The sequence below is a fragment of the Neoroseomonas terrae genome (assembly GCF_018129025.1).
In the GTDB taxonomy this organism is placed as follows: Bacteria; Pseudomonadota; Alphaproteobacteria; order Acetobacterales; family Acetobacteraceae; genus Neoroseomonas; species Neoroseomonas terrae.
In genome coordinates this window covers 98,944-124,735 of record NZ_JAAEDI010000006.1, presented here as the reverse complement: position 1 = coordinate 124,735, position 25,792 = coordinate 98,944, and the positions used below count along the sequence as shown (strand labels likewise).

The following is a 25,792-nucleotide window of genomic DNA, read 5'->3' as shown; positions in this document are numbered from 1 at the left end:
CCGGGCAGGGGCCTTCTTTAGGCAGCGCGCTGCCGCCGCATCACCAGCCAGGACTGCACGCCCAGCAGCGCCACCCCGGCCGGCACGACCAGCGCATCCAGCCAGCCCGGGCCGGCGGGGATGCGCGGGCCAAGGGTGTTGATCAGCCAGGCCGCATAGAGCCCCGCGCAGAACACTTCCAGGCTGTGCCGGCCGATCCTCGCCAGCCATCGGCCGGCAAGACTATCGGACCAGGCCCCCGCCCGCGGCATCCACAGCGCGACCAGATAGGCGAGGGCGAGCGCGTGCAGCAGCCGCGCGGGCGCCAGCACCTCCTTGTGCTGCAAGGCCTCGGCCGCCACGCCCGGGCCGGCGACGAAGCCATGCTCGACAATCCGCGCCGCGAAGCCGAGCACCACCACGGCCAGCGCGCCGAAGCGCAGCGCCGCGTGGCGCGGGATCGGAATGCCGAGCAGCGCGTTGCGCCCCAGCAGCCCGCCGATCAGATACAGCAGTTGCCACGCCAACGGATCGAAGGCGACGTCCTGCCCGATGCCCGGCGTGCGCAGCCAGCCGATCTGCACCGCGGCCCAGACAGCCAGGCTCGGCAGCAGCGCCCAGGCGCCGATGCGGTCCACCAGGCGCAGGAACGGTCCCAGCAGCAGCATCCCGACCACGAAGCCCGGCAGGATGCCCATGTATTCCGGCTGGTAGAGCAGCAGCAGCGCGCCCGGCAGCGCCTCCCACGGCGCATCAACCAGCAGGCACCAGCCGCCATGCTGCAGGATGTCGGTGTTGCGCAGCAGCAGCGCGACGGCCAGCACCATCGCCGCGAAGCCGAAGAACAGCCGCAACTGCGTCCGGTACAGCTCCCACGCCCGGCGCAGCAGGTCGCGCTGCGCGGTCGCGACACCATCGCGCGCCGCCTTCAGCGTGAAGACCGACCCCAGCGCGAAGCCCGACAGAAGGATGAACTGCTCCGAACTGTCGGACAGGCCCCAGGCCGCATGGATGCCCCAGGCGAGCGAGGTGCCCATCACATGCGACACAAAGATCGACACCTGCATCCAGCCACGCACGATGTCGAGCCGCGTATCCCGCGGCGGCCGGGCGGGGACGCCGCTCACGCCGCCCGCCTGGGCAGGGGCAGGACGGAGGATGCGAGCGCGAGCAGCCGGTCGCGCCGCACCCAGACGACAAAGGCCGCCATCACCCAGGTGAAGCAGGCTTCCTTGAACAGCGTCGCGCCATCCTCATACGGATCGACGCCGAGCGGCGTGAACAGGTGGAAGACGATGGCGCCGGTCATGATGCCCATCGCGAACAACGCGCCGAGCGGCTGCGTGCGCGGAATCAGCACCAGAACGGCCGCAACCATTTCCATCCCCGCGACGAACAGTCGGAAGGGCTTCTCCGGAACGCCGGACCAATCGGACAGCCGGTCGAACACCAGCGTCGGGCCGGTCAGCTTGTACTGCTCGTACCAGAGAAATTCGTAGGCGATCCACAGGGCGGCCGCCCAGGCGGCGAGGGACAGGATGCGATGGCGCGTCATGGCGGGTTACTCCTCCAGCCGTATTGCTCAGAGGGGAGTGCGGCGGCATCGCCCCGCGTTACACCGCCGCTTGCGATGCGGGTCCCGCCGGCCGACCATCCGGCGCCGGCAGCAGGGAGGTAGCGTGGAGGACGAGGCATTGCTGCTGGCCCGGCTGAGGGCCGGGGAGGAGGCGGCCTTCCGTACCCTGGTGCGCGCGCGCCATGGCCGGCTGCTGCGCCTCGCCGGCGTGTTCCTGCGCAGCCGGGCGAGCGCCGAGGAGGTGGTGCAGGATACATGGATCGCCGTCATCACCGGGCTCGACGGCTATGCCGGGCAGGCACCGCTCGCGGCGTGGATCAACGGCATCGTCGTGAACAAGGCGCGTTCACGGGCGGTGCGCGATGGCAGGCAGGTCAGCTTCTCCGACCTCGCGCGGCCCGAGATGGCGGGGGAGGCGCTCGACCCCGAACGTTTCCTGCCCGATGGCCACTGGGCCGAACGGGTGGACCCCTGGAACGCCCTGACACCGGAGCGCGAAGCGGGCGATCGCGAAGTGCTGGACGGGGTCGCGCAGGCGCTGGACGCCTTGCCCCCGGCCCAGCGCGCCGTTGTGGTCATGCGCGACGTGGAAGGGCTGGAACCCGCCGCCATCTGCGCGGCGCTCGAGATTTCCGAGGCCAATCTGCGCGTGCTGCTGCACCGCGCCCGCGTTCGGCTGCGCGATGCCGCGGCACGGCTGGTGGGCGCAACAAATTGAGCCATCATGCTGTAACGTTTGGCGCCGGCCGGCGACCGACACCCATGGAACCGGGAACATGATGACCTGCCAGGCGGTCGCCGCGACGGCGTCCGCGTATCTTGATCGCGAACTGCCCCTGAGCCGGCGAGCGGCGGTGGCTTGGCATCTGCGGCTCTGCCCGAACTGCCGCGCCTATCTGGCGACGCTGAAGCGGACCATTGGTCTGGCACGGAAGGCGCCGGTTGCGGCGCCGGCACCCGAGGTCGAGGACAACCTCGCCGCGCTGTTCCGTGCCCGACAGAACAGCGCGGATTGATACCAACGGTCGAGTTCTTCGACCGTTGGTATTTCCTCTCCAGGCCCTTGGACGCATCGCGCCGGAGGCACCCCTGCGGCGTGATGCTCAAACCTCCGGTTTGCTTGACTTCCGCCGGACCATCGGCGGGCCCCATTCGCGGCCTCGGCACGGCTTGTGCCGTTGGCATGAACCCGGCGCTATCCCGCGCGCCCCAGCACCCGCCTGATCGCGAAGGAGGATTGGATGCGCGCGACGCCCGGCAGCCGCGAGAGCTGTTCCTTGTGGATGCGTTCGTAATCCGCGGCATCCCGCGCCTCGACCCGCAGCAGGTAATCGGACATCCCGGTCATCAGGTAGCATTCGCGCACTTCCGGCAGGCGCCGCACCGCCGTCTCGAAGCGGGAGAGATGCTCCTCGGTCTGCCGGTCGAGCGTGATCTGCACGATGACCGTCACCGTGTCGCGCGCCGCGGGTTCGTCGATGATCGCGGTGTAGCCGCGGATGACGCCGCTGCGTTCCAGCAGGCGCAGCCGCCGCAGGCAGGCGGAGGGCGACAGCCCCACGGCCTCGGCCAGCGCGGCGTTGGTCATTCGGCCGTCTTCGCGGAGCGCTCGCAGGATGCGGTGGTCGGCGTCATCGATGCTTGGCATGATCTGCGACTATTTCGCAGATTCTGCGGCTTCTGACCATGCCGGCGACCGATCCTGCGCCACTTCAGCAGCACATGCGACACCGAACCGTAACACCATTGCCGCATCGAAGCGTCCATCCGTCAGGGGTGCCTCCATGCGCGTCATCGTTCTCGGCAGCGGCGTCGTCGGCGTGACCAGCGCCTGGTACCTGGCCCGTGCGGGCCATGAGGTCACGGTCCTCGAGCGCCAGTCGGCGGCGGGGATGGAGACCTCCTTCGCGAATGCCGGCCAGCTCTCCTACGGCTATTCCGCCCCCTGGGCCGGCCCGGGCATCCCGGTGAAGGCGCTGAAGTGGATGATGATGCGTCACCGTCCGCTGGTGATGTGGCCGCGCGCGGATCGCCGCCTCTACACTTGGCTTGCGCAGATGCTGGCGAACTGCACCGAGGCCGCCTATCGCCTCAACAAGACGCGCATGGTCCGTCTGGCTGAATATTCCCGCGACTGCCTGGGCGACCTGCGGCGGGAGACGGGCATCGCCTATGACGGGCGCAGCATGGGCACGCTCCAGCTTTTCCGCACGCAGAAGCAGCTTGACCATGTCGGCGACGACACTGCCGTGCTCGACACCTTCAAGGTGCCCTACGAGGTTCTCGACCCCGCCGGCTGCATCGCCGCGGAACCGGCGCTACGCAACGTGCAGGGCAAGTTCGTCGGCGGGCTTCGCCTTGCGGGTGACGAGACCGGCGACGCCCATATCTTCACCCAGCGACTGGCCGCCATGGCCGAGGCGATCGGCGTCAAGTTCCGCTATGGCGTGACGATCCGCGGCCTGCAGTCGGAGGGCGACCGAATCACGGGCGTCGTCACCGACGCCGGCACCGAGACGGCCGACAGCTACGTCGTCGCGCTAGGCAGCTTCACGCCGGAACTGCTCGCGCCGCTGAACGTCCGCGTGCCGGTCTATCCGGTGAAGGGCTACTCCCTGACCATCCCGATCAGCGACGAGGCCGGTGCCCCGGTGTCCACCGTGATGGATGAGACTTACAAGGTCGCGATCACGCGGCTCGGCGACCGCATCCGCGTCGGCGGGACGGCGGAACTCGCCGGCTTCTCCCTGCAACTGCGCAAGCCACGGCGGGAGACTCTGGAACACTCCGTCACTGACCTGTTCCCGAAGGGTGGCAATGTCGCCGAAGCGCGGTTCTGGACCGGACTGCGCCCCATGACGCCGGACGGCACGCCGGTGGTCGGTCCCACGCGCTTCCGCAACATGCATCTCAATACCGGCCACGGCACGCTGGGTTGGACGATGGCGTGCGGATCAGGGCGCGTGCTGGCGGACCTCGTTACCGGCAGGAAGCCGGAGATCGAGACGGCGGATCTCGCCCTGGCGCGCTACGCCGCCGCCTGACCCGGGCAGCGCATGGGGTTGGAGGCGCGGGCGAACCGCGCCACCCTGTGGCATCCGCCACGGAGGACAACGCCATGCCCAAGATCGCCATTCACGTCGAGTTCCGCCCCCATCCCGGCAGCCACGCCGCCTTCGACGCGCTGATCCGCGAGCACGCCCGGCTGACCCAGGCCGAGGAACCCGGCTGCGAGCGTTTCGAGGTGCTTCAGCCGCTCAATGCCGACGGCAGCAAGGATGAAAGCCGCATCATGCTGGTGGAGGTCTACGCTGACCGTGCCGCCGTGAAGGCGCACACCCAGAACCCGCGCATGCCGAAGGTACGCGAGGCTTACACGCCACTGATCGCCGAACGCATCCTCACGATGTGCGAGATGTGAGGGGCGACGGGGAGAAGCTTTGCTCCTCCCCGAACCACAAATGAGTGCCGGGTGCGCCGCCGCGGTGTCATGACCGCTGGGCCCGGCGCCAGAAGCCTGCGGTCCAGGATGCCCAGCATCCTGGTGGGGTGATGTCTGGAGAGGGGCAAAGCCCCTCTCCAGGTCGTGCTCACCGTGCCCGAAGCAGCAGCCGTCGCGCGCGTTCCACGACCGGCAGGTCGATCATCTGGCCTTCGAAGGCGACGGCGCCCTTGCCCTCGGCCAGCGCCGCATCGAAGGCCGCGATCAGCCGGCGGGCCCGTTCCACCTCGGCCGGGGAGGGGCCGTACTCCTCGTTCACGATCGGCACCTGTGAGGGGTGGATGCAGGCCTGGCAGGCGAAGCCCAACGCCCGCGACCGCTTCAGTGAAGCCCGGTAGCCGGCGAGATCGGAGAAATCCGCGAAGGGCCCGACCGAACCGAGCGGCTGGATCCGCGCCGCGCGCGCCGCGGCCACCACCATCATGCCGAAATGGTACAGCAGGTCGCCGCCGGGCATTGCTTCCAGCTCGGTGGACAGGTCCTCGGCGCCGACGCCGAGCGCCGCGACGCGCGGATCGGCCGAGGCGATCGCGCCCAGCAGCGGCAGCGCATCCGGCGTCTCCACTACCGCGATGAAGCGGGTATGGCCGATCGCCATGCCCTGCGCAGCCTCGCGCGCGGCGACGACCTCGGACAGCAGCCGGATATGCTCCGGCCCCATCACCTTCGGCAGCATCAGCGCGCCGACCGCGGGCATCACTGCCGCGGCGATGTCCGGCACGGCGAGGTCGAGCGGGCGGTTGATCCGCACTGCGACTTCAGCCCCGCCCTGGCCGACGGTCGCTGCGGCGGCGGGCAGCGCGTTGCGCGCCGCCTGCTTCTCGGCCGGCGGAATTGAATCCTCGAGGTCGAGGAGGATCACATCCGCGCCGCGCGTATGGGCCTTGGCGACGAACTTCTCGCCGGTCGCGGGGACGAACATCAGCGACCGCCAGGTCGCGGGTGAGGGCCGGGTCATCCGAGGGTCAGTTCCATCGTGGCGCAGAGATTGCCGTCCTTGTCGGCGGCCCAGCAGGCCATCTTGCCATCGGCCGGCGCGGCACCGCAGAGCGTGACGGTGTCGCCGACCCATAGCGGCCGCGCGAGCCGGGCGGTGAAGCCCGCGAGCCGGCCCGGCGCACGCTTCAGCGCCGCATCCAGCAGCAACTGGATCGTCAGCCCGCCATTCTGAACGGTGGCCGGATAGCCTTCCTCGCTGCGCGCGTAATCGGCGTCGTAGTGGATGCGATGCGCGTTCCACGTCACCGAGGAGTACCGGAACACCAGCGGCGAGGAGAGCAGCACCTGATCCGCATAGACGCCATTGGTCGGTGCCGGGTTCGGCGGCGTCTGCGGGCTGGGCTGGCCGGGCGGCGGCGCCTCCCGGTACATCGCGTCGAACTCGTCCACCGCGACGGTGCGGCCTTCGCATTCGATGACGTGGCGCATGGTCAGGATCGCCATGCGCCCGGTGCGGCCGATCTTCGGCAGCACCTGCGCGACGATCGCGCGCTTGATCGCCGGCGTGCCGATGCGCAGCGGCTCGTTGATCGTCACGCGCCGCCCCGCGCCCATGCGGCGCGGCAGCGGGATCGGTGGCAGGAACACGCCCTTGTTGGGGTGTCCGTCCGGCCCGATGTCGGACTGCTTCGCGATGTCCGGGAAGAACATGGTGAACCAGTGCGGCGGCAGCGTGTCGCCCTGCTTGAGGCTCGCCGGATCGACGTCGAGCATCCCAGCGATGCGGCGCGCGGAGGACAGCCCGATCTCGTCCTCCACGATGCGCTCGCGGCCAACCCAGTCCTGCAAGCCGGCGATCGCGGCCTCGAATTCGGCATCCGTGGTCATGGTCAGGCCATCATGTCCCAGCAGGTGCGGGTCAGACGGCCGGCAGTGGCGAACATCGCGGAGGCACCCGGCATGCCGTCCGGCATCACGAGCGGCACTTGGTCCATGTAGACCGTGATGATGAAGCGCGGCTTGTCGTTCTTGTATACGACGCCGGCATCCATCCGCCCGCGCTGTCCCTTGCCGGTCTTGTTCGCAACCTTGGCGCCGTCAGGCAGCAGGCACGGGATCAGGTTGCGCAGGCGCTGCCAGGACAGGATGTCGAGGCCGAGCTGGCACAGTTCCGGTGTCGCGCCGAGGAAGGCCGCCGCCTTCGCGTCCTTCGATCCCGCCACCATCAGGTCGAGCAGCAGCCCCTGGTCGCGCGCCGTGGTCGAGGCCAGCGCCGTCACCGACACATCCCAGGGCAGGTTCGGGGCGGGGAAGTTCACGCGATGCGTGGTGGATTTCATGCCGATGCGCTGGCACCAGGCGTTCAGCTCGTCGCGATCCAGGCGTTCCAGCGCGATCTGCGTGCAGACATTATCGCTGGTGATGATCATGTTCACCAGCACGTCGCGGAACGGGATGACGCAACCCGGCGTCATGAACTGGTAGGTGCCGCTGAACACGCCTTCCTGCAGCCGCGCCTCGATGGTGCAGGGGTCGTCGAGCTTCAGCTTGCCCTCATGCACCTTCGACAGCGCGTGCATCATGATGGAGATCTTGCGCGTGCTGGCCGAGGGCAGCACGTCGTCGCCGCCGCGATCGGCCTCCCACTCGGTCTGCAGGTCCTTCACGTACCAGGACGTGACGAAGGGCTGCGCGTCGCAGATGGCATTCAGCCTGCCGGCGAGATCTTGCATGGGCGTTCTCCGATGATGCGGGCGGACGCTAGACCCGACCGGCGCGCGTGGCCAGACGGGCACCCCCGCGATAGGATCGCCCGGCAACGAAACGGAGGAAGCGCCGATGCGCGGAACAGCGGGCACGGTAGGACGGGTCGCGGTGGTCGGCGCGGGAACGATCGGGGCCTCCTGGGCCGCCTACTTCCTCAGCCGTGGCCTTCGCGTCGCCGCGAGCGATCCGTCCCCCGGCGCCCCCGACCTGCTGAAGCGGATGATCGAGAATGCGTGGCCGATCCTGATGCGGCTGGGTGGCAAGGCGGATGCCGACCCCACGGCCTGGACCTTCCACGCCGATCCCGCTGCCGCGGCCGAGGGTGCCGATTTCGTGCAGGAGAACGCGCCGGAGCGGCTCGAGGTGAAGCAGCCGCTGCTCGCCCGCATCGATGCGGCGCTGCCGCCGGATGTGGTGATCGCCTCATCGACCTCCGGCCTGCTTGCGTCGCGCCTGTCGGAATCCTGCGCGCATCCGGAACGCGTCGTGATCGGCCACCCCTTCAACCCGCCGCATCTGATTCCGCTGGTGGAGGTCGTCGGCGGCGCCAAGGGCAGCCCGGAGGCGGTTGCCGCGGCGATGGCCTTCTACCGAGGCATCGGCAAGCATCCGATCGAGATCCGCAAGGAAGTGCCTGGCCATCTCGCCAACCGCCTGCAGGCGGCGCTGTGGCGGGAGGCGGTGCATCTGGTTGCCGAGGGCGTCGCCTCGGTCGCCGATGTCGATGCGGCGATAAGCGAGGGGCCGGGCCTGCGCTGGGCGCTGATGGGCCCGCACACCACCTTCCACCTCGCGGGCGGGGAAGGGGGGATGGAGCATTTCCTGCACCATCTGCTGCCGGCGGTGACGTCATGGTGGTCGGACCTCGGCAATCCGGCGGTGGATGCCGAGGTCCAGCGTGCCCTGGTCGCCGGCGTCGCCGAGAAGACCGGCGGCGCCGACACCAGGGAACTCGCGCGGCGCCGGGACGCCGCGCTGGTCAGGCTGCTCGAGGCCCGCGGGCCGTCGGCGTTATAGCAGGAACCAGTCGGCCGACGGGCCGCTGGCGCTGGTCACGTCGATCGCGAAATCGGCGGTGCTGTTGCCGTCGATATCGCCGCGCACCTGGTACTTGTCCTCACCGAGGGACGCCACCGTCAACTGCCCGGCCTCGCCTGTGAAGTCGAGGACGAAGTCGAAGGCGTCGTTGCCCCGGCTTGTCGAGTTCGCGTCGATCGCTCGCAGATCGATGCGGTCCTGGCCGGCGACGAAGTCGGCGATCACGTCCGGTGCGTCGACCGGGCTATGGGAGACGCTGGTGAACCGGAACAGGTCGTCGCCCGCCCCGCCGGTCAGGACATCGGTCCCAGCACCGCCGGACAGCACGTCGTTGCCGTCGCCGCCATCGAGCACGTCGTTGCCGTGGCCGCCGTACAGCTTGTCGTTGCCGTCGCCGCCGTTGAGAACGTCGTCGCCGCGCCCGCCATGCAGCCTGTCGTTTCCGTCGCCGCCGTCGAGCGTGTCGTTGCCCGAGCGGCCCGACAGCCAGTCGTTGCCGCCATTGCCTTCGGCGAAGTCGTCACGCGAAGTCAGCCATGGCGCATCGGCGTTGTCGCCGCCGACGAAATGACGACCGGTGACAACACCGGCACCGGCATTGCCGCCGTCGACGGGATCACCACCGCCGGTGTCGCCGCCGCCAATGGTATCGTCACCACCGCCGGTGTCGCCGCCGCCAACAACGGTATCGTCGCCACCACCGGTGTCGCCGCCGCCAACGGTATCGTCGCCACCACCGGTGTCGCCGCCACCAACAACGGTATCGTCGCCACCACCGGTGTCGCCGCCGCCAACAACGGTGTCGTCACCACCGCCGGTGTCGCCGCCGCCAACGGTATCGTCGCCACCGCCGGTGTCGCCGCCGCCAATGGTATCGTCACCACCGCCGGTGTCGCCGCCGCCAATGGTATCGTCGCCACCGCCGGTGTCGCCGCCATCAACGGGATCACGGCCGCCGGTATCACCGCCGCCGGACCAGGGCGAAGACGTGTCGAGCGCGGGCTTGCTGCCGAGATTGGTGGTCCCCGAAACGGAGGCCGGCCCGACCGCGATCTGGCCGTCCGCCAGGCCGTGCACGGCGTTGCCGGAAACGGTGCCGGTGACGTCCGTCTGGTTGAGCAGCATCTTGGCGCTGCTGCTGCCCATCTCGTTGATCACGGTGTTGCCGGAGATCTGCAGCGAGGAACCGGCATGGGGGCCGCCTTCGCCGCCGAAATGCACGATCGCCGGATTGCCCGAATTGGCACTCTGCTGGATCACGTTGTCGGTGATCACCGCCTTGCCGCCATTCGGAAGGTCGATGCTGTAGCTGCCGGTCCCGCCGCCATCGGCACCGTCAAAGATGCGGGTGTCGGTAATGGTCGTGCTCTGCGCCCGGCTCTTGATCTGGTGGCCGACCGAGGCATCGTGGAAGTAGCTGCCCGAGATGTTCAGCGAAGCGATCTCATTGACGTACAGGTTGTGGGTGAACCCGTCCCCGCTGCCGTTCTTGCTGAACTCGGAGTTCTCGATGGTGATGCTGCCGTCGCTCGAATTGGCCAGCAGACCATTCTGGTTGTCGTGAAAGTAGGAGTTCACGATCGTCAGATTGCCATCCTGGTGGCGGATGCCGGCGCCGTTCCCGTCCGGCACGCTGGCGCCCGAGAACGACATGTTCTCGATACGGACGTCGCTATTGGTGACGAAGATGCCCTTGCCGTTGCCGGGCTGCTGCGTCGCCACGACGTTGGCGATGCCGCCCACGCCGGTGATCGTTACGTCCGTCTTGATGTCGGCAAAATCGTTGTAGTAGGTGCCGGCCTGCACGGCGATGGTGTCACCATCGCGCGAAGCCGCGACCGCCGAAGCAATAGTCGAGTATTGCTGGCCGGAACCAACATTGAGAGTTGCCAAGAGATTGCCCCCTTTTTGCAATAAGCGGCAGCAGATCTTGTTTCCTGTAAGGAATACATGATATTCCCTACCAATCCTGTGCCGATCAGCCAGGTTGTGCTGACGGGTGGCGAGACAACAGCCGATTGTGGCCGCAAGGGGGCAACCGCCGGAACGGCATGGTTTTCTCCCGGCCTCGTGAGGAAAATTCGCCTTTCAGAACGAAACTTGCTGCCTCTGATCTACCTTTGGGTGTGAATCAGAGCAGGAAGGCTCGCAGGGCGCGTGTCGTGTCCTTGGCGATTCCGTTGGGGCTCTCGGCAGCGCCGCACGCCATCAGCTTGTGATGGGGCCAACGACCCGGCCGCCGGACCGCGCCGGCAGGACCGGCACTCACGGAGCCCCGATCACCGCTGGTGCCCTGCGCCCGCGGCGCACGGACAGCTTCGGGACGGCACGCCGTGCTGCGTGCCTTCGCGTGCAATGATTGCCGACGAACCGTGCTACTCGACCGGAGTCAGCGTGGCGGCGGGCGCCGCGAAATCGATTCCGCCGTGGCGCGCCGGCGCCTAGCGGCGGCCGCGCAGCAGCCGGCCGGGCAGCGCGCCCGTCGCCTCCCCATCACGGTAGGTTACCTGGCCGGCCACCACCGTCGCGGCGTAACCCCGTGCCTTCTGCAGCAGGCGCCGGCCACCGGCCGGCAGGTCGGCGATCATCCGTGGCGCTTCCAGTGTCAGCGCCTCCAGGTCGAAGACGTTCAGATCCGCTTTCATTCCCGGCTTCAGCACGCCGCGATCCGATAGGCCGGCGGCGCGCGCCGTGTCGGATGTCAGGCGACGGACGATCTCCGGCAGGGCGAAGACCTGCTCCTTCGCGTCACGCGCCCAGTAGGTCAGCAGGAACGTCGGGAACGACCCGTCGGAGATGAAGCCGACATGCGCCCCGCCATCCGACAACCCGGCGATGGCGTTGGGGTGACGCAGGCATTCGGCGCTGGCGGACAGGGTGTAGTCATGGAAGTTCGTCAGCGGCGCGAAGATGAAGCCGCCGCCGTCAGCCGCCGTCAGCAGGTCATAGGCGACCTCCTCGGCGCTGCGGCCCTCCCGCCCGGCGATGGCGGCGATCGAAGCCTCCTTCGGCGGCGCGTAGTCGGGCGGGTCGCCGAAGGGGAACATCCGCTCGAAGGACAGGCGGGTGATCAGCGGGAAGCTCGACCCGCTGACCCGGTCCTCGGAGAGGATGCGGGCGCGCAGCGACGGGTCGCGCATCGCCTCCGCGCGTGCGGCGGCCGGCAGATGCGCGATTTCCTTGTAGGAAGCGCAGCCCGAGAACGGGTTCTGGCTGCCGTTCAGCCCGAGCAGGATGCCGATCGGCCGCGGCGGGAACACCGGGCGGATCGGCAGGCCGTCGGCCGCTGCCTTGTCGGACAGGCCAAGCAGTTCCTTCCAGGCCTGGGTCCGGTCGTGCCGCGCGGTCAGGGAGAACAGGACCGGTTGCCCTGTGGCTTCCACCACCCGTCGCACCATGCCGAACTCGGTCGCCGGATCGGGCGTGTTCCAGTCGGAGACCAGCTCCAGCAGCCCGCCGCCGCCTTCGCGCAGCCCGTGGGCGAGGCCGCGCAGCTCCTCCTCCTGTGCCCGCAGGGTCGGGGTCGGGTCACCCTTCAGCGTCTTGTGGCTGATGGTGCGAGAGGTCGAGACGCCGAAGGCGCCGGCGCGCACCGCCTCGGCGGTGATGGCCCGCATCTGCGCGATGTCGGCCTGGTTAGCGTCTTCCAGCGCGAGCCCCCGCTCGCCCATCACATGCACGCGGACCGCGCCGTGGGGCAGCAGGGCACAGATATCGATGTCGCGCGGCCTCGCATCCAGCGCGTCGAGGTACTCGGGGAAACTCTCCCAGCGCCAGTCGAGCCCCTCATGCAGGATCGGGCCGGGGATGTCCTCGACGCCTTCCATCAGCTCGATCAGCTTGTCGCGGTCGGCGGCCCGGCAGGGGGCGAAGCCGACGCCGCAATTGCCCATCACCGCCGTGGTCACGCCGTGCCAAGCGGAGGGGGCGAGGTGAGAATCCCACACCGCCTGCCCGTCGTAATGCGTGTGGATGTCGACGAAGCCGGGGGTGACGATGCGGCCCTGGGCGGCGATCTCCTCCCGTCCCCGGGCGGCGACGCGGCCGATCTCCGTGACGCGGCCGGCCTCGATGGCGATGTCGGCCTCGACCGGGGGCGAGCCGGTCCCGTCGACCACCGTCCCGCCGCGGATCACCAGATCGGCCATGGCTCTGTTCCCTTCCCGTTTTGGGGGAAGGCTAGGCCCCGCCGGCCGCCGGCTCAACCCGCGATGGGAATCGTGGACCGCGGATTGCATCGCGTCGCGCATCCATGGGAAGCATTCCCCACTCCGGCCAGGCAGGACCATGTCCATCCACGTCGCCCTGACGCACCGCACGACCTACCGCTATGAGCGGCCCGCCACGCTCGGCCCGCAGACGATCCGGCTCCGACCGGCGCCGCACAGCCGGACGCCGATCATCTCCTACGCGCTGAAGGTCGAGCCGCAGCCCCACTTCCTGAACTGGCAGCAGGACCCGCAGGGCAATTTCCTGGCGCGCCTCGTCTTCCCCGAGCGGGTGACGCATTTCGACGTGACCGTGGACCTCGTCGCCGACATGGCGACGATCAACCCCTTCGACTTCTTCCTGGAACCCGAGGCCGAGACCTGGCCCTTCGCCTATGACCCGGCGCTGGAGCAGGAACTCGCACCGTTCCGCCGCCTCGACCCCGCCGGCGGCCCGCTGCTGGACGCCCTGCTGGCCGAGGTGCCGCGCGGCGAGCAGCGCACGGTCGACATGCTGGTCGCCATCAACCAGATGGTCCAGCACCGGATCGCCTATGTCGTGCGCATGGAGCCCGGTGTCTGGTCACCGGAGCAGACCCTGGCCGAGGGCAAGGGGTCCTGCCGGGACAGCGCCTGGCTGCTGGTGCAATTGCTCCGCCGCCTCGGCTACGCCGCGCGCTTCGTGTCGGGCTACCTCATCCAGCTCGTTGCCGACCAGAAGCCGGTCGATGGCCCCGAAGGCCCCACCGCGGACTTCACCGACCTGCACGCCTGGGCCGAGGTCTACCTGCCCGGCGCCGGCTGGATCGGCCTGGACGCCACCTCCGGCCTGATGACGGGGGAGGGGCATATCCCGCTGGCGGCGACGCCGGAGCCGCAATCGGCCGCGCCGATCTCGGGCGGGCTGGAGAAGGTCGAGACCGAGTTCTCCTTCGAGATGTCGGTGCGCCGGGTGCTCGAGACGCCGCGCGTCACCAAGCCCTACACGGCGGCCCAGTGGCAGGCGATCCGCACGGCGGGGACTGCCGTCGACGGCAAGCTGAAGGCGCTCGGCATGCGCCTGACCATGGGCGGCGAGCCGACCTTCGTCGCCGCCTCCGACCGTGATGCGGCCGAGTGGAACACCGACGCGCTGGGGCCGACCAAGCGTGCCTATGCCGGGCGGCTGCTGCGGCGGCTGGTCAGGCTGTGGTCGCCGGGCGCGGCCCTGACGACGAACATGGGCAAGCACTACCCGGGCGAGCAGCTGCCGCGCTGGGCGCTTTATTCGCACTGGCGCGCGGATGGCGAACCGGTCTGGTCCGACCCGGCGCTGCTCGCCTCCGACGATGACCGCGATACCGCGACGTCGGCCGACGCCTCTCGCTTCGCGAAGCTGCTGGCCGAGCGCCTGCAGGTCGATCCCGGCCTCGTCCACGGCGCCCATGAGGACATCCACTATTATCTGTGGAAGGAGCAGCGGCTGCCGGCCAATGTGGTGGTCGAGGACGCGGAGCTCGCCGATGCGCTGGAGCGCAAGCGCCTCGCCCGCGTCTTCGGGCAGGGGCTGGCGGCCGAGGTCGGCTCGGTGCTGCCGATCCGCCGTGTCATCCAGGATGGCGTCCGCCGCTGGCAGTCCGGCCGCTGGTTCTTCCGCGGCGACCACCTGTTCCTGATCCCCGGCGACAGCCCGATTGGGTTCCGCCTGCCGTTGAACTCGCTGCCCTGGATGTCGCCCGAGGATGCTCTGCGCGCGCACGACTACGAGGCCGACCCCTTCGCCTGGCGAGACGACCTGCCGCCGCACGCCGCGCTAATGGCGCAACGCGCGATGCGGGCGCAGCTGCCGCCCGAGGCGCTGGACCAGCGCGCCCTGCGCTCGCCGCGCGCGGGTGAGGGGACCGCTTCCTCGATCGAGGATTTCCGGCCCCAGCTGCAGGACATCCCCGTGATCGGGGAGTCCGATCCGGGCGTGGTCCGAACTGCGCTTTCGGTCGAATCGCGTGACGGCAAGCTGCACATCTTCTTCCCGCCATTGTTCGCCGCCGAGGATTGGCTGGACATGGTCGCGGCCGTTGAGGCGACGGCCGCCGAGATGGGCCGCAAGGTCGTGCTGGAAGGCTACCTGCCGCCCTCCGATCCGCGGCTGCTGAACTTCTCCGTCACGCCGGATCCGGGCGTCATCGAGGTGAACATCCATCCGGCGACCGGCTGGGAGGATGTGGTCGGCCGTACGGAGGAACTGTACGAGGAAGCGCGCCAGATCGGCCTCGCCGCCGAGAAGTTCATGACCGATGGCCGCCATGTCGGCACCGGCGGCGGCAACCATGTGGTGATGGGCGGCGAGACCGCTTCGCAGAGCCCCTTCTTGCGCCGGCCGGACCTGCTGAAGTCGCTGGTCGGCTTCTGGCACAACCACCCCTCGCTGTCCTACCTGTTCTCCGGCCTGTTCATCGGCCCGACCAGCCAGCATCCGCGCATCGACGAGGCGCGGATGGATGCGATCCATGAGCTGGAGATCGCCTTTTCCAAGGTCCATGCCTGGCAGGAAGTGCCGCCCTGGCTGACCGACCGGCTGTTCCGCAACATCCTCGCGGACATGACCGGCAACACGCACCGCACCGAATTCTGCATCGACAAGATGTACGATCCGGGCAGCAGCAGCGGCCGGCGCGGCCTCGTCGAGTTCCGCGGCTTCGAGATGCCGCCGCATGCCGAGATGTCGGCCGTGCAGGTGCTGCTGATGCGCGCCGCGCTCGCGGCCTTCTGGGAGCGGCCCTATGAGCGGCGGCTCGTGCGCTGGGGCACGCGGCTCAACGACCAGTTCATGCTGCCGCATTTCGCGGAGCAGGATTTCCGCGACGCGATCGACGAACTACGCGGCATCGGCGCGCCGATGGAGGCCGACTGGTTCGCACCGCATCTCGCCTTCCGCTTTCCGGTGATCGGGGAGGTCACGGTGCGCGACGTCGGACTGGAACTGCGGCACGCGCTGGAACCGTGGCATGTGCTGGCGGAGGACCAGGTTGCCGGCGGGACCGCGCGCTATGTCGACAGCAGCGCGGAGCGCGTGCAGGCGCGTGTCAGCAATTGGGTTCCGGATCGCCATCTGCTCGCGGTGAACGGCGTCGCCGTGCCGCTGCGCGCGACGGAACGGGCCGGGGAGTTCATCGCCGGCATCCGCTTCAAGGCGTGGAACCCGCCATCGTCGCTGCACCCCACGATCCGCCCCCAGACGCCGCTGGTGCTCGATGTCTTCGACCGCTGGAACGGTCGCAGCCTGGGCGGGTTGACCTATCACGTCGCGCATCCCGGCGGGCGCAACTACGACCGCTATCCGGTCAATGCCAATGAGGCAGAGGCGCGCCGCCGCGCCCGCTTCTTTCCCTTCGGCCATACGCCGGGGCCGATGGTGCCGCCGGAGCCGGCGCCGGGCCTCGAACTGCCCTTCACCCTAGATTTGAGACGTTATGGCTGAATTCGACGCAGTCACGCCCATCGACGAGATGGTCGATGGGCGCGGCGGGGTGCGTGCCCATTGGCGGCCGCTGCTCGGCATCATGGGCGGCATGGGGGAAGGGGCACTGGCCGAGCGGGCCCGCCGGCTGGACCGCGCCTTCGAGGATGAGAGCATCGCCGGCTTGCTGCCTGGGTCGAAGCGCGGCGTCGCCTGGCGCTGTGACCCGCTGCCCGTGGTGCTGCCGGCGACGGAGTTCGCGGCCCTCGAAGCCGGCATTGTCCAGCGCGCGCGGTTGCTGGAGGCGATCCTCGCCGATCTATACGGACCGCAGGCGCTGCTGGCGGAACGGCTGGTCCCGCCCGCGCTGGTCTTCGCCAACCCGGGCTTCCTCCGCGCCTGCCACAGTCGCGGGGCGATGCCGCCACGACCGTTGCTGCATCTCTACGCGGTCGACCTGCTGCGCGGGCCGGACGGGCGGTGGCGTGTGCTGGCCGACCGCACCAGCGCACCGGCCGGGCCCGGCATGGCGCGGGAGAACCGCCGCCTGCTCGGCCGCGTGATGCCGGAGGCCTTCCGCGGCATACAGATCCGCTCGCTCCGGCCCTTCTTCGATCTCTGGCAGGATGCGTTGCAGCGCCTGGCGCCGCCGGAGCGCGGCGACCCGGCCGTGGCGCTGCTGACGCGGGGCACCCACGCACCGCGCTGGTTCGAGGACATGCTGCTGTCGCGCGAATTGTCCTGCGCGCTCGTCGAATGCGGTGATCTCACGGTACGGGGCGGCGCGCTTTACCTGAAGACCCTGCAAGGGCTGCAGCGTGTGGATGTGCTGCTGTCTCGGGTCGAGGGCGCCGGCCTCGATCCGCTGGAATCCTCCGAGGCCGGCACGGGCGGCGTGCCGGGGCTGCTGGACGCGGCGCGGAACGGCGCGGTGCGCATCCTGAACGCGCCGGGCGCGGCGCTAGCGGAAGCGCCGGCGCTGGCCGCCTTTCTCCCGGCACTGACGGAGCGCCTGCTGGGCGAGACGCTGGCGCTGCCGTCGGTCGATACGGTCTGGCTCGGCGACGATGGCGGTCTGGCGCGCATGGGCGGCGAGGCCGGCTGGCAGCTCCGCAACGTGGCGGGTGAGGCGCTGCCCGGACCTGACGCTGGTGCCGCTGCGGCGGCGACGCGGCCGCCGCCGCCTTCCCTCGTTCCCTGCGTCACGCCTGCCGGGCTCGAACCCCGCTCGCTCGTGCTGCGCATGTTCGCCATCTTCGACGGCGCCGGATGGCGCGTGATGCCCGGTGGGCTGGCACGGATCGCGGAGTCCGGCGCGCTCGGCGGCGCCCTGCCGGCCCAGGGGCTTTCGAAGGACGTCTGGGTCCTGGCGGATGAGGGGGCCGACATCATCGGCCCCGCGCCGGCCCTGCTGCCGCCGCTGCCGATCCGCCGCACCCACGGGGCGCTGCCGTCCCGCGTCGCCGACAACCTGTTCTGGCTCGGCCGCTACACGGAACGGCTGGAACGCGCCGCGCGGCTGGTACGGGCGACGCAGGCGCGGATCACCCGCGGGGTGGTGCTGCCGCGCGAGGCGGCCGAGGTCGCGGCGCTCGCCCGCTGCCTGGCCCATGCCGGCTTTGCGGGTGCCGAGGAGGTCACGGGCTCCTCCGCCGCACAGGGGCTGCCGAGCGTCATCGCCGCCGCGCTGCGCGAGGACGGCGCGATGACGCATGTCGCCGACCGCATCGCCGCGCTGACCGCGATGGTGCGCGACCGGCTGACCGCGGACATGTACGCGACCTTCACGCTGACGCTGCGCACCGCGCGGGCGGAAATGCAGCAGGCCGGAAACAACCTGGAAGCGATCGGCCGCGCCATGATCGCAGTGCTGCGCTTCGCCACCGCGGTCGCCGGCGTCGCCGCCGAGAGCATGGTGCGCGGCGGCGCCTGGCTGTTCCTCGATCTCGGCCGCCGCGTGGAACGCGCCCAGGCGATCGCGTCAGAAGTTGGCTTCGCGCTGGACGAACCGCCGACACGCATCGAAGGAGGGCTGCGCCTCATCCTGGAGCTGTGCGACAGCGTGATCACCTATCGCAGCCGCTATCTGACCGTGTTGCAGCCGGCGCCGGCGCTTGACCTGGTACTGGCGGACGCTTCCAACCCGCGGGCGCTCGCCTTCCAGCTCGAGGCGATCAGCCGCAACCTCTCGGAAGTCGCGGCGGCCGAGGACAGTGCCCTGCCGGATGAAGCCGCGTCGTTGCTGGCTGAAGCGGAGGCGATGGTCGCCGAACTCGTCGCCGCGCCGGACCAGGCGATGGCGGCGGCGAACCTGCCGCCCCGGCTGGAGGCCATGGCGGCCCGCATCGCCGCGCTGTCCGATGCCGTCACCCGCCGCTACTTCGCCCTGCTGCCGGTGACGCAGACAGTCGGCCGGGAAGGCGGGACGCCGGCGTTGCGGGGGGCCGCGTGATCTACCGCCTTCGTCATGTGACGACCTATGTCTATGCGCATGCGGTGGACCTCGCGGCGCATCTGCTGCTGCTGGCGCCGCGGGGCCTGCCGCATCAACGGCTGGTGCGCAATACGCTGACCATCACGCCGACGCCGTCCTACGCGACGGAAGCGGCTGACCATTTCGGCAACCAGGCGATGCGCGTCTTCATCGACATGCCGCATGAACGTTTCGAGGTCGTCGCCGAGGCTCTGGTCGAGGTCCGCTTCCCGGACCTGCCGCCTGCCGCCCGCACGCCGCCCTGGGAACAGGTCGCCGCGACGGCGCTGCAGGGGGAGGCCGCCGAGTTCGTCTTCCCCAGCCGGCTCGCGCCCGTCGTCGCCGCTGCGACAGGCTATGCCGCGGCTTCCTTTCGCACCGGCCGACCGGTGCTGGCCGGGCTGCTCGAACTGATGGGCCGCATCCGCAGCGACTTCACCTATCGCGCCGGCGTCACCGGCAACAACACGCAGGTTTCCGAGGTGCTGGCCACCCGCACCGGCGTCTGCCAGGACTTCGCGCATGTGATGATCTCGGCGCTGCGCGGGCTCGGCCTGCCGGCGCGCTATGTCTCGGGCTATGTGCGCACGCGCCCACCGCCGGGCGGCACGGCTCGGCGCGGCGCCGACCAGTCGCATGCCTGGGTCGAGGCATGGCTCGGCGACGAGTTGGGCTGGGTCGGCCTGGACCCAACCAACGATACCGCCGTGCGGGACGAGCATGTGATCCTGGCCTGGGGCCGCGACTTCGGCGACGTAAGCCCATTGAGCGGCGTGATTCTCGGCGGCGGTGACCACGGCCTATGGGTGGCCGTGGATCTCGAGGAAGCCGAGCGGCCGGTCCTGGCCTGAAACCGTGCCCTGAAGGGCAGCAGCGCTGCCCGGTCCGGGCGCAGTTGCGTCGCAGCAAGGCCGATCGGGGCCGGAGGGCCGGTTGACGTGCTGGCCGGGCAAGATGACGATCCGGCAATCCGCTCCGGAGGCCAGCCAATGAACGTTGTCAGCCCGCCTGCCGCCCTGCGCGGCGTCACCGAGGAAGAGTGGCGGATCCGCTGCGACCTTGCTGCGCTGTACCGGCTGGTGGCGCATTTCCGGATGACGGACTTCATCTACACCCACATCAGCGCGCGGGTGCCCGGGCCGGAACACCACTTCCTCATCAACAGGTACGGCGTGCTGTTTCATGAGATGCGCGCCTCCGATCTCGTGAAGATCGACCTCGACGGCAATGTCGTGGAGGAAGGCGCTGAATCGAAGCCGGTCAACGCCGCGGGTTTCACGATCCACTCGGCGATCCACATGGCGCGCGAGGATGCGCAGGTGGTGGTCCATACTCACACTGAGGCCGGCATCGCCGTGTCAGCGCAGCGCAAGGGCCTGCTGCCGATCAGCCAGCACGCGCTGAAGTTCTACGGCCACGTTGCCTATCACGATTACGAGGGCATCGCGCTCGAACTCGATGAGCGGGAGCGGCTGGTGAAGGATCTCGGCACGCACAACGCGATGATCCTGCGCAACCACGGCCTGCTGGTCTACGGCCAGCACACGGCGGAGGCCTTCCTCAACATCTATTACCTGGAACGCGCCTGCCAGGCGCAGATCTCCGCCATGGCCGGCGGCGCGGAGCTTGTCCTGCCGCCCGAAAGCGTCCGCCAGCATACCGCGGCGCAGTTCAACCGGCCGAACAGGGGACAGGACGGCTTCGCCATGGCCTGGGGCGCCGCGCTGCGGCTGATCGAGGATGGCAAGCCGGACTACCGCTCGTGAGCGCCGACCTGTTGATCGCGGGCGGCCGCGTGTTTCGCGGCCTCGCCGGCGGCTTCACCGAAGCGGTGGCGGTGAAGGACGGGCGCGTCATGGCGCTGGGGGACGATGCGCTGGCGGCGGCCGGGGCGGGGACGACGCGCATCGACCTCGGCGGGCGCGTTGCGATGCCGGCGCTGAACGAAGCGCATGTGCACCTGCTGCCTTATGGGCTCGGCCTCGACCGCGTGAATTTGCGCGCCGAGGAAGTGCGCACGATGGATGAGCTGTTGCGCCGCATCCGCACGGCTGCGCAGGACACGCCGAGGGGCGGCTGGGTGCTCGGCCGCGGCTATGACCATGGCGAACTCGACGTGCAGCGGCAACCGACCGCGTCGGAACTCGATGCCGCCGCGCCGGACCACCCGGTGTTCATCGTGCGCACTTGCGGCCATGTCGCCATCGCGAACACCGCGGCGATGAAGCTGGCGGGCGTGGGCCACAACACGCCGAACCCGGAGGGCGGCGTCATCGTGCGCAAGAACGGGCAGCTGACCGGCGAGTTCCAGGAACGCGCCATGCGGCTGGTGCGCGATGTCATGCCGAAGCCTGACCAGGCGCAGATGGTCCGCGCGATCGGCGCGGCCTGCGACCACCTCGCCTCGCTCGGCTTCGCCTCGGCTTCCGACATGAATATCGGCATGTCGGCCGGGATGGAGGAGGTCGCCGCCTATGACGCAGCGCGCGCCGCCGGGCGGCTGCCGCTGCGCATGTGGCAGGTGCTGGCCGGCAACCCGGAAGGCATTGCGCAGCAGGCCTGGGAAGCCGGGATGCGCCCCATGCAGGGTGATGACGGGCTGCGCTGGGGGGCGGTGAAGGTCTTCGCCGATGGTTCGGCCGGTGGCCTGACCGCGGCCTTCTTCGACCCGTATCTCGACAGCGTCGGCGGCGGCACAGGCGTCTTCACCTTCCCCGACGACAAGATCCACGCGCTGCTGAAGCTGTATCATGAGCAGGGCTGGCAGCTCGATATCCACGCGATCGGCGATGCGGCGATCGAGCAGGTGCTGCTCGGCATGGAAGCCGCGGACAGCGAGGCGCATCCCTTCAGCGGCCGGCGCCACCGCATCGAGCATTGCGGCTTCGTCACGCGCGACCAGCGGCGGCGGATGAAGGCTCGCGGCATCCTGCCCGTGCCCCAGCCGACCTTCATGTACGAGTTCGGCGATCTCTACGTGAAGAACCTCGGCCACGAACGGTCCGACCACGCCTATCCGATGAAGACCTGGCTGGATGAGGGAGCGCATCCCGCCGCGTCCTCCGACTGTCCGGTCTGCACGGTCGATCCCTTCATCAACCTCTACACCATGATCACGCGTGCCACGAACAAGGGCACCGTGCTGGGACCGGAGGAGAAGCTCACGCCGGAAGAGGCCGTGCATTGCTATTCCTGGTGCGGCGCCTTCACCCAATTCGCCGAGGACCGCAAGGGCACGCTGGAGGTCGGGATGCTGGCCGACATCGCCGTGCTTTCGAGGGACATCTTCAGCATCGACCCGGCCGAGATCCTGACGACGCAGGCGGACCTGACCTTCCGCGACGGCGCAGCGATCTTCGATCGCCATGGCGAGGCGGCAGGCGCGGCGGCGGCGCAATAACGTGCTTCGTCATGCCATTCATCGGCTGATCCTGGCCATCCCGGTCATGTTCGGCGTCGTGCTGATCGGCTTCCTGCTGATGCAGGTGGTACCAACCGACCCGGCGACAGTGCGCGCCGGGCCTACCGCGACGCCGGACGTGATCGAGGCGATCCGTTCCGACCTCGGGCTCGATCAGCCGCTCTACGTGCAGTTCGGCCTGTATGTCTGGCGGCTGCTGCATGGTGATCTCGGCAGTTCGATCATCAACAACGTGCCGGTGGTGCAGGAACTCGGCGCGACGATTCCCGCGACCGTCGAACTGATGGTGGCCAGCCTGTTCTGGTCGATCCCGCTTGGCATCCTGCTCGGCACGCTGGCGGCGTATTGGCGCGGATCGCTGCTCGACCGCGCCATCATGGCGATCTCGGTGGCCGGCGTGTCGGTGCCGGTGTTCTTCCTGGGCCTGGTGCTGATCTGGTTCGTCGGGTTCCAGTGGCAGCTGCTGCCCTTCACCGGCCGCGCCGGGCCATTCTACACGCCGGAAGGCGCGATGTCGCTGATCCTCCCGGCGATCACGCTCGGCGGCGTGTTCATCGGGCCCGTCGCGCGCATGACGCGCACCGCGGTGCTGGATGTGCTGACTGCGGACCATGTGCGGACGGCGCGTGCGAAGGGCCTGCCGGAACGCCTGGTCGTGTTGCGCCACGCGCTGCGCAACGCGCTGGTGCCGGTGGTGACCCTCGTCGGGCTGCAGATCGGCTTCCTGCTCGGCGGCGCGGTGGTGACGGAGACGGTGTTCTCCTGGCCCGGCGTCGGCCGCCTTGCGGTCGGTGCCATCCTGTCTTCCGATTTCCCCATGGCGCAGGGATGCATCATCGTGCTGTCGCTCGGCTTCATCCTGGTCAACCTCGCCGTCGACGTTCTCTACGCGGCGCTTGACCCGCGGGTGCGCGCAGCATGAGCGCGGCCGTGGAAACCGAGGACACCCCGGTCGCCCCGCCACGCCCCGGCGTGCTGTCGCGCCTGCTGCGGGATCCGGGCGCGGCGATCAGCCTGATGCTGGTCATCCTGCTGATCGGTGCCGCGGTCTTCGCGCCGCTGCTGGCGCCGACCGATCCGTATGACAACGACCTGACCAAGGCGATGCAGCCGCCGGGCAGCGAAGGATTGCCGCTCGGCGCGGATGCGCAGGGGCGCGACCTCATCACGCGGCTGCTGTTCGGCCTGCGCGTCTCGCTGCTGATGGGGTTCGCGTCGGTGCTGGCGGGTGGCAGCATCGGTGCGCTGCTCGGTTTCCTCGCGGCGTTCTACCAGCGCTGGCTGGACGGGCCGATCATGCGGGTGATGGACATGCTGCTGTCCTTCCCCGCGATCCTCGTCGGCCTCGCGATCGCGGCGATCTTCGGGCCGGGCATCCTGTCGGTGGTGATCGCGTTGTCGGTCGCGACAGTGCCGCTGATGGCGCGCATCGTGCGTGGCTCGGCGCTGGTGGTGATGCGGCTGGACTACATCGAGGCGGCGCGGGCGACGGGCATGACTGATGCGCGGCTGATCTTCCGCCATCTCGCACCGAACTGCCTGTCTGCGATCTTCGTCTTCGTCACGCTGCGTTTCGGGCAGGTGATCCTGCTGGGCTCCGCGCTGTCCTTCCTCGGGCTGGGAGCACAGCCGCCGATCCCGGAACTGGGCGCGATGGCCTCCGAGGGGCGCAACTTCCTGTTCTTCGCGCCGCATATCGCGGTGATCCCCTGTGTGGTGATCTTCACGATCGTGCTGGCCTTCAACGTGCTGGGGGACGCGCTCCGGGACGCGCTCGACCCGCGGCTTCGCTTCTGACGCAACGACAATGAATGGGGGACTCACGATGATCAGGAAGACGATGGGCGCGGCGGCGCTGGCGCTCGCCGCCCTGCTGCCGGCGCAGCAGGCATCGGCGCAGGCCAATCCGCGCAACACGCTGCAGATCCTGCGGGCGCTCGATTCCGACAATTACGACCCGCCGCGCTCGACCGCGCGCGCCGCCAGCGAAGTGCTCTACATGATGAGCGACACGCTGGTTTCGCTCGACTTCGACATGGCGACGATCCGCCCGGGCCTCGCGGAGCGCTGGTCGGTCAGCGAGGACGGCAAGACCTACACCTTCCACCTGCGCCGCGACGTGACCTTCTGCGACGGCAAGCCGTTCACCGCGCGCGACGTCGTCTACACGATCAACCGCTGGCTGGACCCCGCGACGCGGTCCCCGGTGCGCTGGCGCGCCGGCCCGGTGAGGGAAGTCCGCGCCGTCGACGACCACACCGTCGAGTACGAGCTGACCGCGCCCTATGGCGAGTTGCTGTACCAGCTGACGCTGTCTTTCGCCTCCATCGTCGATCAGGCGACCGTGGAACGGCTCGGCCAGAATTTCGGCGTGCAGGGCTTCAACGGCACCGGCCCCTATTGCTGGGTGTCCTGGACGCCGCGGCAGGACATGGTGCTGCAGCGCCACCCCCGGTACAATTGGGGGCCGCCCATCTACCAGAACACGGCGCCGCAGGTGGACCGCATCGTGTGGCGGCTGATCCCGGAGAGCCAGACGCGGCTTGCCGCGCTGCAGACGGGGCAGGGGGACATCACCCAGTACATTCCCCATATCGCCGTGCAGCAGCTCCGCCGCATGCCGAACATCCGCATGTCGACGCCGGAAAGCTACTTCTGGGATTATTTCATCGGCTTCAAGGTCGACAAGCCGGTGGTGAGCGACCCGGTGATCCGCCGCGCCATCAATCTCGGCGTGAACCGGCCGGCGCTGGTCCAGGCGACCTTCTTCGGCGCGGCGACGCCGATGCGCGGCTACCTCAACCCGAATGTCTCGGGTTTCGATGCGACGGCCGCCGGGCTGGTGCCGCAGTTCAACGCGGATGAGGCACGGCGCGTGCTCGATGCCGGCGGCTGGGCGATGGGGCCGGACGGCGTCCGGGTGAAGGACGGCCAGCGCGCGACCTTCGTCGTCTATGGCAGCCAGGGCGAGGCCAATCGCCAGATGCTGGAATCGATGCAGGCGGATCTGCGCCGCATCGGCATCGACATGCGCATCCAGCTCTGGGATGGCACCGTCGTCTGGGGTCGGCTGGCGACGCAGGAATTCGACGCCTTCATCATGTCCTACCCCTATGTGACCGCGTCGGATGCCTTCTCGCTGTACTTCGCTTCGGCCAACCGTCCGACGCCGAACCGCATGAATTGGGTGGATGCGACGACGGACGAGGCGCTGGTGCAGTCCCGCCAGGCGGTGGACCCGCAGGTGCGTGCCAACGCCATCGCGCAGGCGCAGCGCATCATCGCCGAGAACAATGTCTGGCTGCCGCTGGCGCATGAGCAGCTCTGGGTCGCCTCGGCCCAGCGCGTCGAGGGCGTTCGCGCCCACGGCATCTATGGCGCGGCGCTCTACAAGGGCCTCGACATCCGGCTGACGCGCTGACGCACCGGCGGGGCCCGTCGCCGGGCCCCGCC

Annotated in this window: 21 protein-coding genes; 13 read left to right on the top strand and 8 right to left on the bottom strand. The window is 69.4% G+C overall.

The annotated features are described in order from the left end of the window. Nucleotides 1–17: 17 nt before the first annotated feature. Both opgC and GXW78_RS07055 read right to left on the bottom strand, forming a co-directional pair. Nucleotides 18–1,106 carry an OpgC domain-containing protein gene (gene opgC, locus GXW78_RS07060; RefSeq protein WP_211867369.1) on the bottom strand — a complete coding sequence of 363 codons (1,089 nt, stop codon included), beginning with the start codon at nucleotides 1,104–1,106 and terminating at the stop codon, nucleotides 18–20. Then, nucleotides 1,103–1,534 carry a DoxX family protein gene (locus tag GXW78_RS07055; protein ID WP_211867367.1) on the bottom strand — a complete coding sequence of 144 codons (432 nt, stop codon included), beginning with the start codon at nucleotides 1,532–1,534 and terminating at the stop codon, nucleotides 1,103–1,105. Before GXW78_RS07055 ends, opgC begins: the two co-directional genes overlap by 4 nt. A gap of 124 nt (nucleotides 1,535–1,658) precedes the next feature. On the opposite strand from GXW78_RS07055, the gene GXW78_RS07050 reads away from it, so the two are divergent. Together GXW78_RS07050 and GXW78_RS07045 are read left to right on the top strand one after the other, a co-directional pair. Further along, nucleotides 1,659–2,273 carry an RNA polymerase sigma factor gene (locus GXW78_RS07050; protein ID WP_211867366.1) on the top strand — a complete coding sequence of 205 codons (615 nt, stop codon included), beginning with the start codon at nucleotides 1,659–1,661 and terminating at the stop codon, nucleotides 2,271–2,273. A gap of 58 nt (nucleotides 2,274–2,331) precedes the next feature. Next, nucleotides 2,332–2,571 carry an anti-sigma factor family protein gene (locus GXW78_RS07045; protein WP_211867364.1) on the top strand — a complete coding sequence of 80 codons (240 nt, stop codon included), beginning with the start codon at nucleotides 2,332–2,334 and terminating at the stop codon, nucleotides 2,569–2,571. Nucleotides 2,572–2,750: 179 nt separating this feature from the next. Here the strand turns inward: GXW78_RS07045 and GXW78_RS07040 are convergent, their stop codons facing one another. After that, a complete protein-coding gene (locus tag GXW78_RS07040; RefSeq protein WP_211867362.1) occupies nucleotides 2,751–3,203 on the bottom strand; it encodes an Lrp/AsnC family transcriptional regulator in 453 nt (150 codons plus the stop codon). 136 nt (nucleotides 3,204–3,339) lie between these two features. On the opposite strand from GXW78_RS07040, the gene GXW78_RS07035 reads away from it, so the two are divergent. Then, a complete protein-coding gene (locus GXW78_RS07035) occupies nucleotides 3,340–4,599 on the top strand; it encodes a D-amino acid dehydrogenase (protein ID WP_211867360.1) in 1,260 nt (419 codons plus the stop codon). 74 nt (nucleotides 4,600–4,673) lie between these two features. After that, entirely contained in the window at nucleotides 4,674–4,976 is a 303-nt protein-coding gene (locus GXW78_RS07030) for a putative quinol monooxygenase (protein WP_211867358.1), read from the top strand. A 169-nt stretch (nucleotides 4,977–5,145) separates the two neighbouring features. Here the strand turns inward: GXW78_RS07030 and GXW78_RS07025 are convergent, their stop codons facing one another. From GXW78_RS07025 to GXW78_RS07015, 3 genes are read right to left on the bottom strand one after another with little or no spacing between them, the layout of a single operon-like run. Next, nucleotides 5,146–6,015: an HpcH/HpaI aldolase/citrate lyase family protein gene (locus GXW78_RS07025; protein ID WP_211867356.1), complete on the bottom strand. Its 870-nt coding sequence runs from the start codon at nucleotides 6,013–6,015 to the stop codon at nucleotides 5,146–5,148. Then, entirely contained in the window at nucleotides 6,012–6,884 is an 873-nt protein-coding gene (locus GXW78_RS07020; protein ID WP_211867354.1) for a hypothetical protein, read from the bottom strand. The genes GXW78_RS07025 and GXW78_RS07020 overlap by 4 nt, the downstream gene beginning before the upstream one ends. A gap of 2 nt (nucleotides 6,885–6,886) precedes the next feature. Next, complete coding sequence (locus GXW78_RS07015) at nucleotides 6,887–7,729, bottom strand: serine hydrolase (protein WP_211867352.1); 843 nt, start codon at nucleotides 7,727–7,729, stop codon at nucleotides 6,887–6,889. 106 nt (nucleotides 7,730–7,835) lie between these two features. Between GXW78_RS07015 and GXW78_RS07010 the strand changes: the two genes are divergently transcribed. Further along, nucleotides 7,836–8,780, top strand: coding sequence for a 3-hydroxyacyl-CoA dehydrogenase NAD-binding domain-containing protein (locus GXW78_RS07010; protein ID WP_211867350.1), 945 nt, complete (start codon nucleotides 7,836–7,838; stop codon nucleotides 8,778–8,780). Here GXW78_RS07010 and GXW78_RS28225 read toward each other — a convergent pair. Next, a complete protein-coding gene (locus GXW78_RS28225) occupies nucleotides 8,775–10,694 on the bottom strand; it encodes a M10 family metallopeptidase C-terminal domain-containing protein (RefSeq protein WP_211867348.1) in 1,920 nt (639 codons plus the stop codon). The two genes, GXW78_RS07010 and GXW78_RS28225, sit on opposite strands and share 6 nt — an antisense overlap. 548 nt (nucleotides 10,695–11,242) lie before the next feature. Continuing rightward, complete coding sequence (locus GXW78_RS07000) at nucleotides 11,243–12,949, bottom strand: N-acyl-D-amino-acid deacylase family protein (RefSeq protein WP_211867346.1); 1,707 nt, start codon at nucleotides 12,947–12,949, stop codon at nucleotides 11,243–11,245. 139 nt (nucleotides 12,950–13,088) lie between these two features. Here GXW78_RS07000 and GXW78_RS06995 point away from each other — a divergent pair, with 139 nt between their 5' ends. The 8 genes from GXW78_RS06995 (at nucleotide 13,089) to GXW78_RS06960 (ending at nucleotide 25,760) form a co-directional block, all read left to right on the top strand. Beyond that, entirely contained in the window at nucleotides 13,089–16,466 is a 3,378-nt protein-coding gene (locus GXW78_RS06995; RefSeq protein WP_211867345.1) for a transglutaminase family protein, read from the top strand. Next, on the top strand, nucleotides 16,459–18,897 hold the full coding sequence (locus GXW78_RS06990; RefSeq protein ID WP_211867343.1) for a circularly permuted type 2 ATP-grasp protein: 2,439 nt from the start codon (nucleotides 16,459–16,461) through the stop codon (nucleotides 18,895–18,897). Before GXW78_RS06995 ends, GXW78_RS06990 begins: the two co-directional genes overlap by 8 nt. Next, complete coding sequence (locus GXW78_RS06985) at nucleotides 18,894–19,769, top strand: transglutaminase family protein (protein WP_211867341.1); 876 nt, start codon at nucleotides 18,894–18,896, stop codon at nucleotides 19,767–19,769. Before GXW78_RS06990 ends, GXW78_RS06985 begins: the two co-directional genes overlap by 4 nt. A 138-nt stretch (nucleotides 19,770–19,907) precedes the next feature. Next, entirely contained in the window at nucleotides 19,908–20,684 is a 777-nt protein-coding gene (locus tag GXW78_RS06980; protein ID WP_211867339.1) for a class II aldolase/adducin family protein, read from the top strand. After that, complete coding sequence (locus GXW78_RS06975) at nucleotides 20,681–22,318, top strand: amidohydrolase (RefSeq protein ID WP_211867337.1); 1,638 nt, start codon at nucleotides 20,681–20,683, stop codon at nucleotides 22,316–22,318. Before GXW78_RS06980 ends, GXW78_RS06975 begins: the two co-directional genes overlap by 4 nt. A 1-nt stretch (nucleotide 22,319) precedes the next feature. Then, on the top strand, nucleotides 22,320–23,261 hold the full coding sequence (locus GXW78_RS06970) for an ABC transporter permease (protein ID WP_211867335.1): 942 nt from the start codon (nucleotides 22,320–22,322) through the stop codon (nucleotides 23,259–23,261). Further along, complete coding sequence (locus GXW78_RS06965) at nucleotides 23,258–24,136, top strand: ABC transporter permease (protein WP_211867333.1); 879 nt, start codon at nucleotides 23,258–23,260, stop codon at nucleotides 24,134–24,136. Before GXW78_RS06970 ends, GXW78_RS06965 begins: the two co-directional genes overlap by 4 nt. Nucleotides 24,137–24,164: 28 nt before the next feature. Next, nucleotides 24,165–25,760 carry an ABC transporter substrate-binding protein gene (locus GXW78_RS06960; protein WP_211867331.1) on the top strand — a complete coding sequence of 532 codons (1,596 nt, stop codon included), beginning with the start codon at nucleotides 24,165–24,167 and terminating at the stop codon, nucleotides 25,758–25,760. Nucleotides 25,761–25,792: the final 32 nt, after the last annotated feature.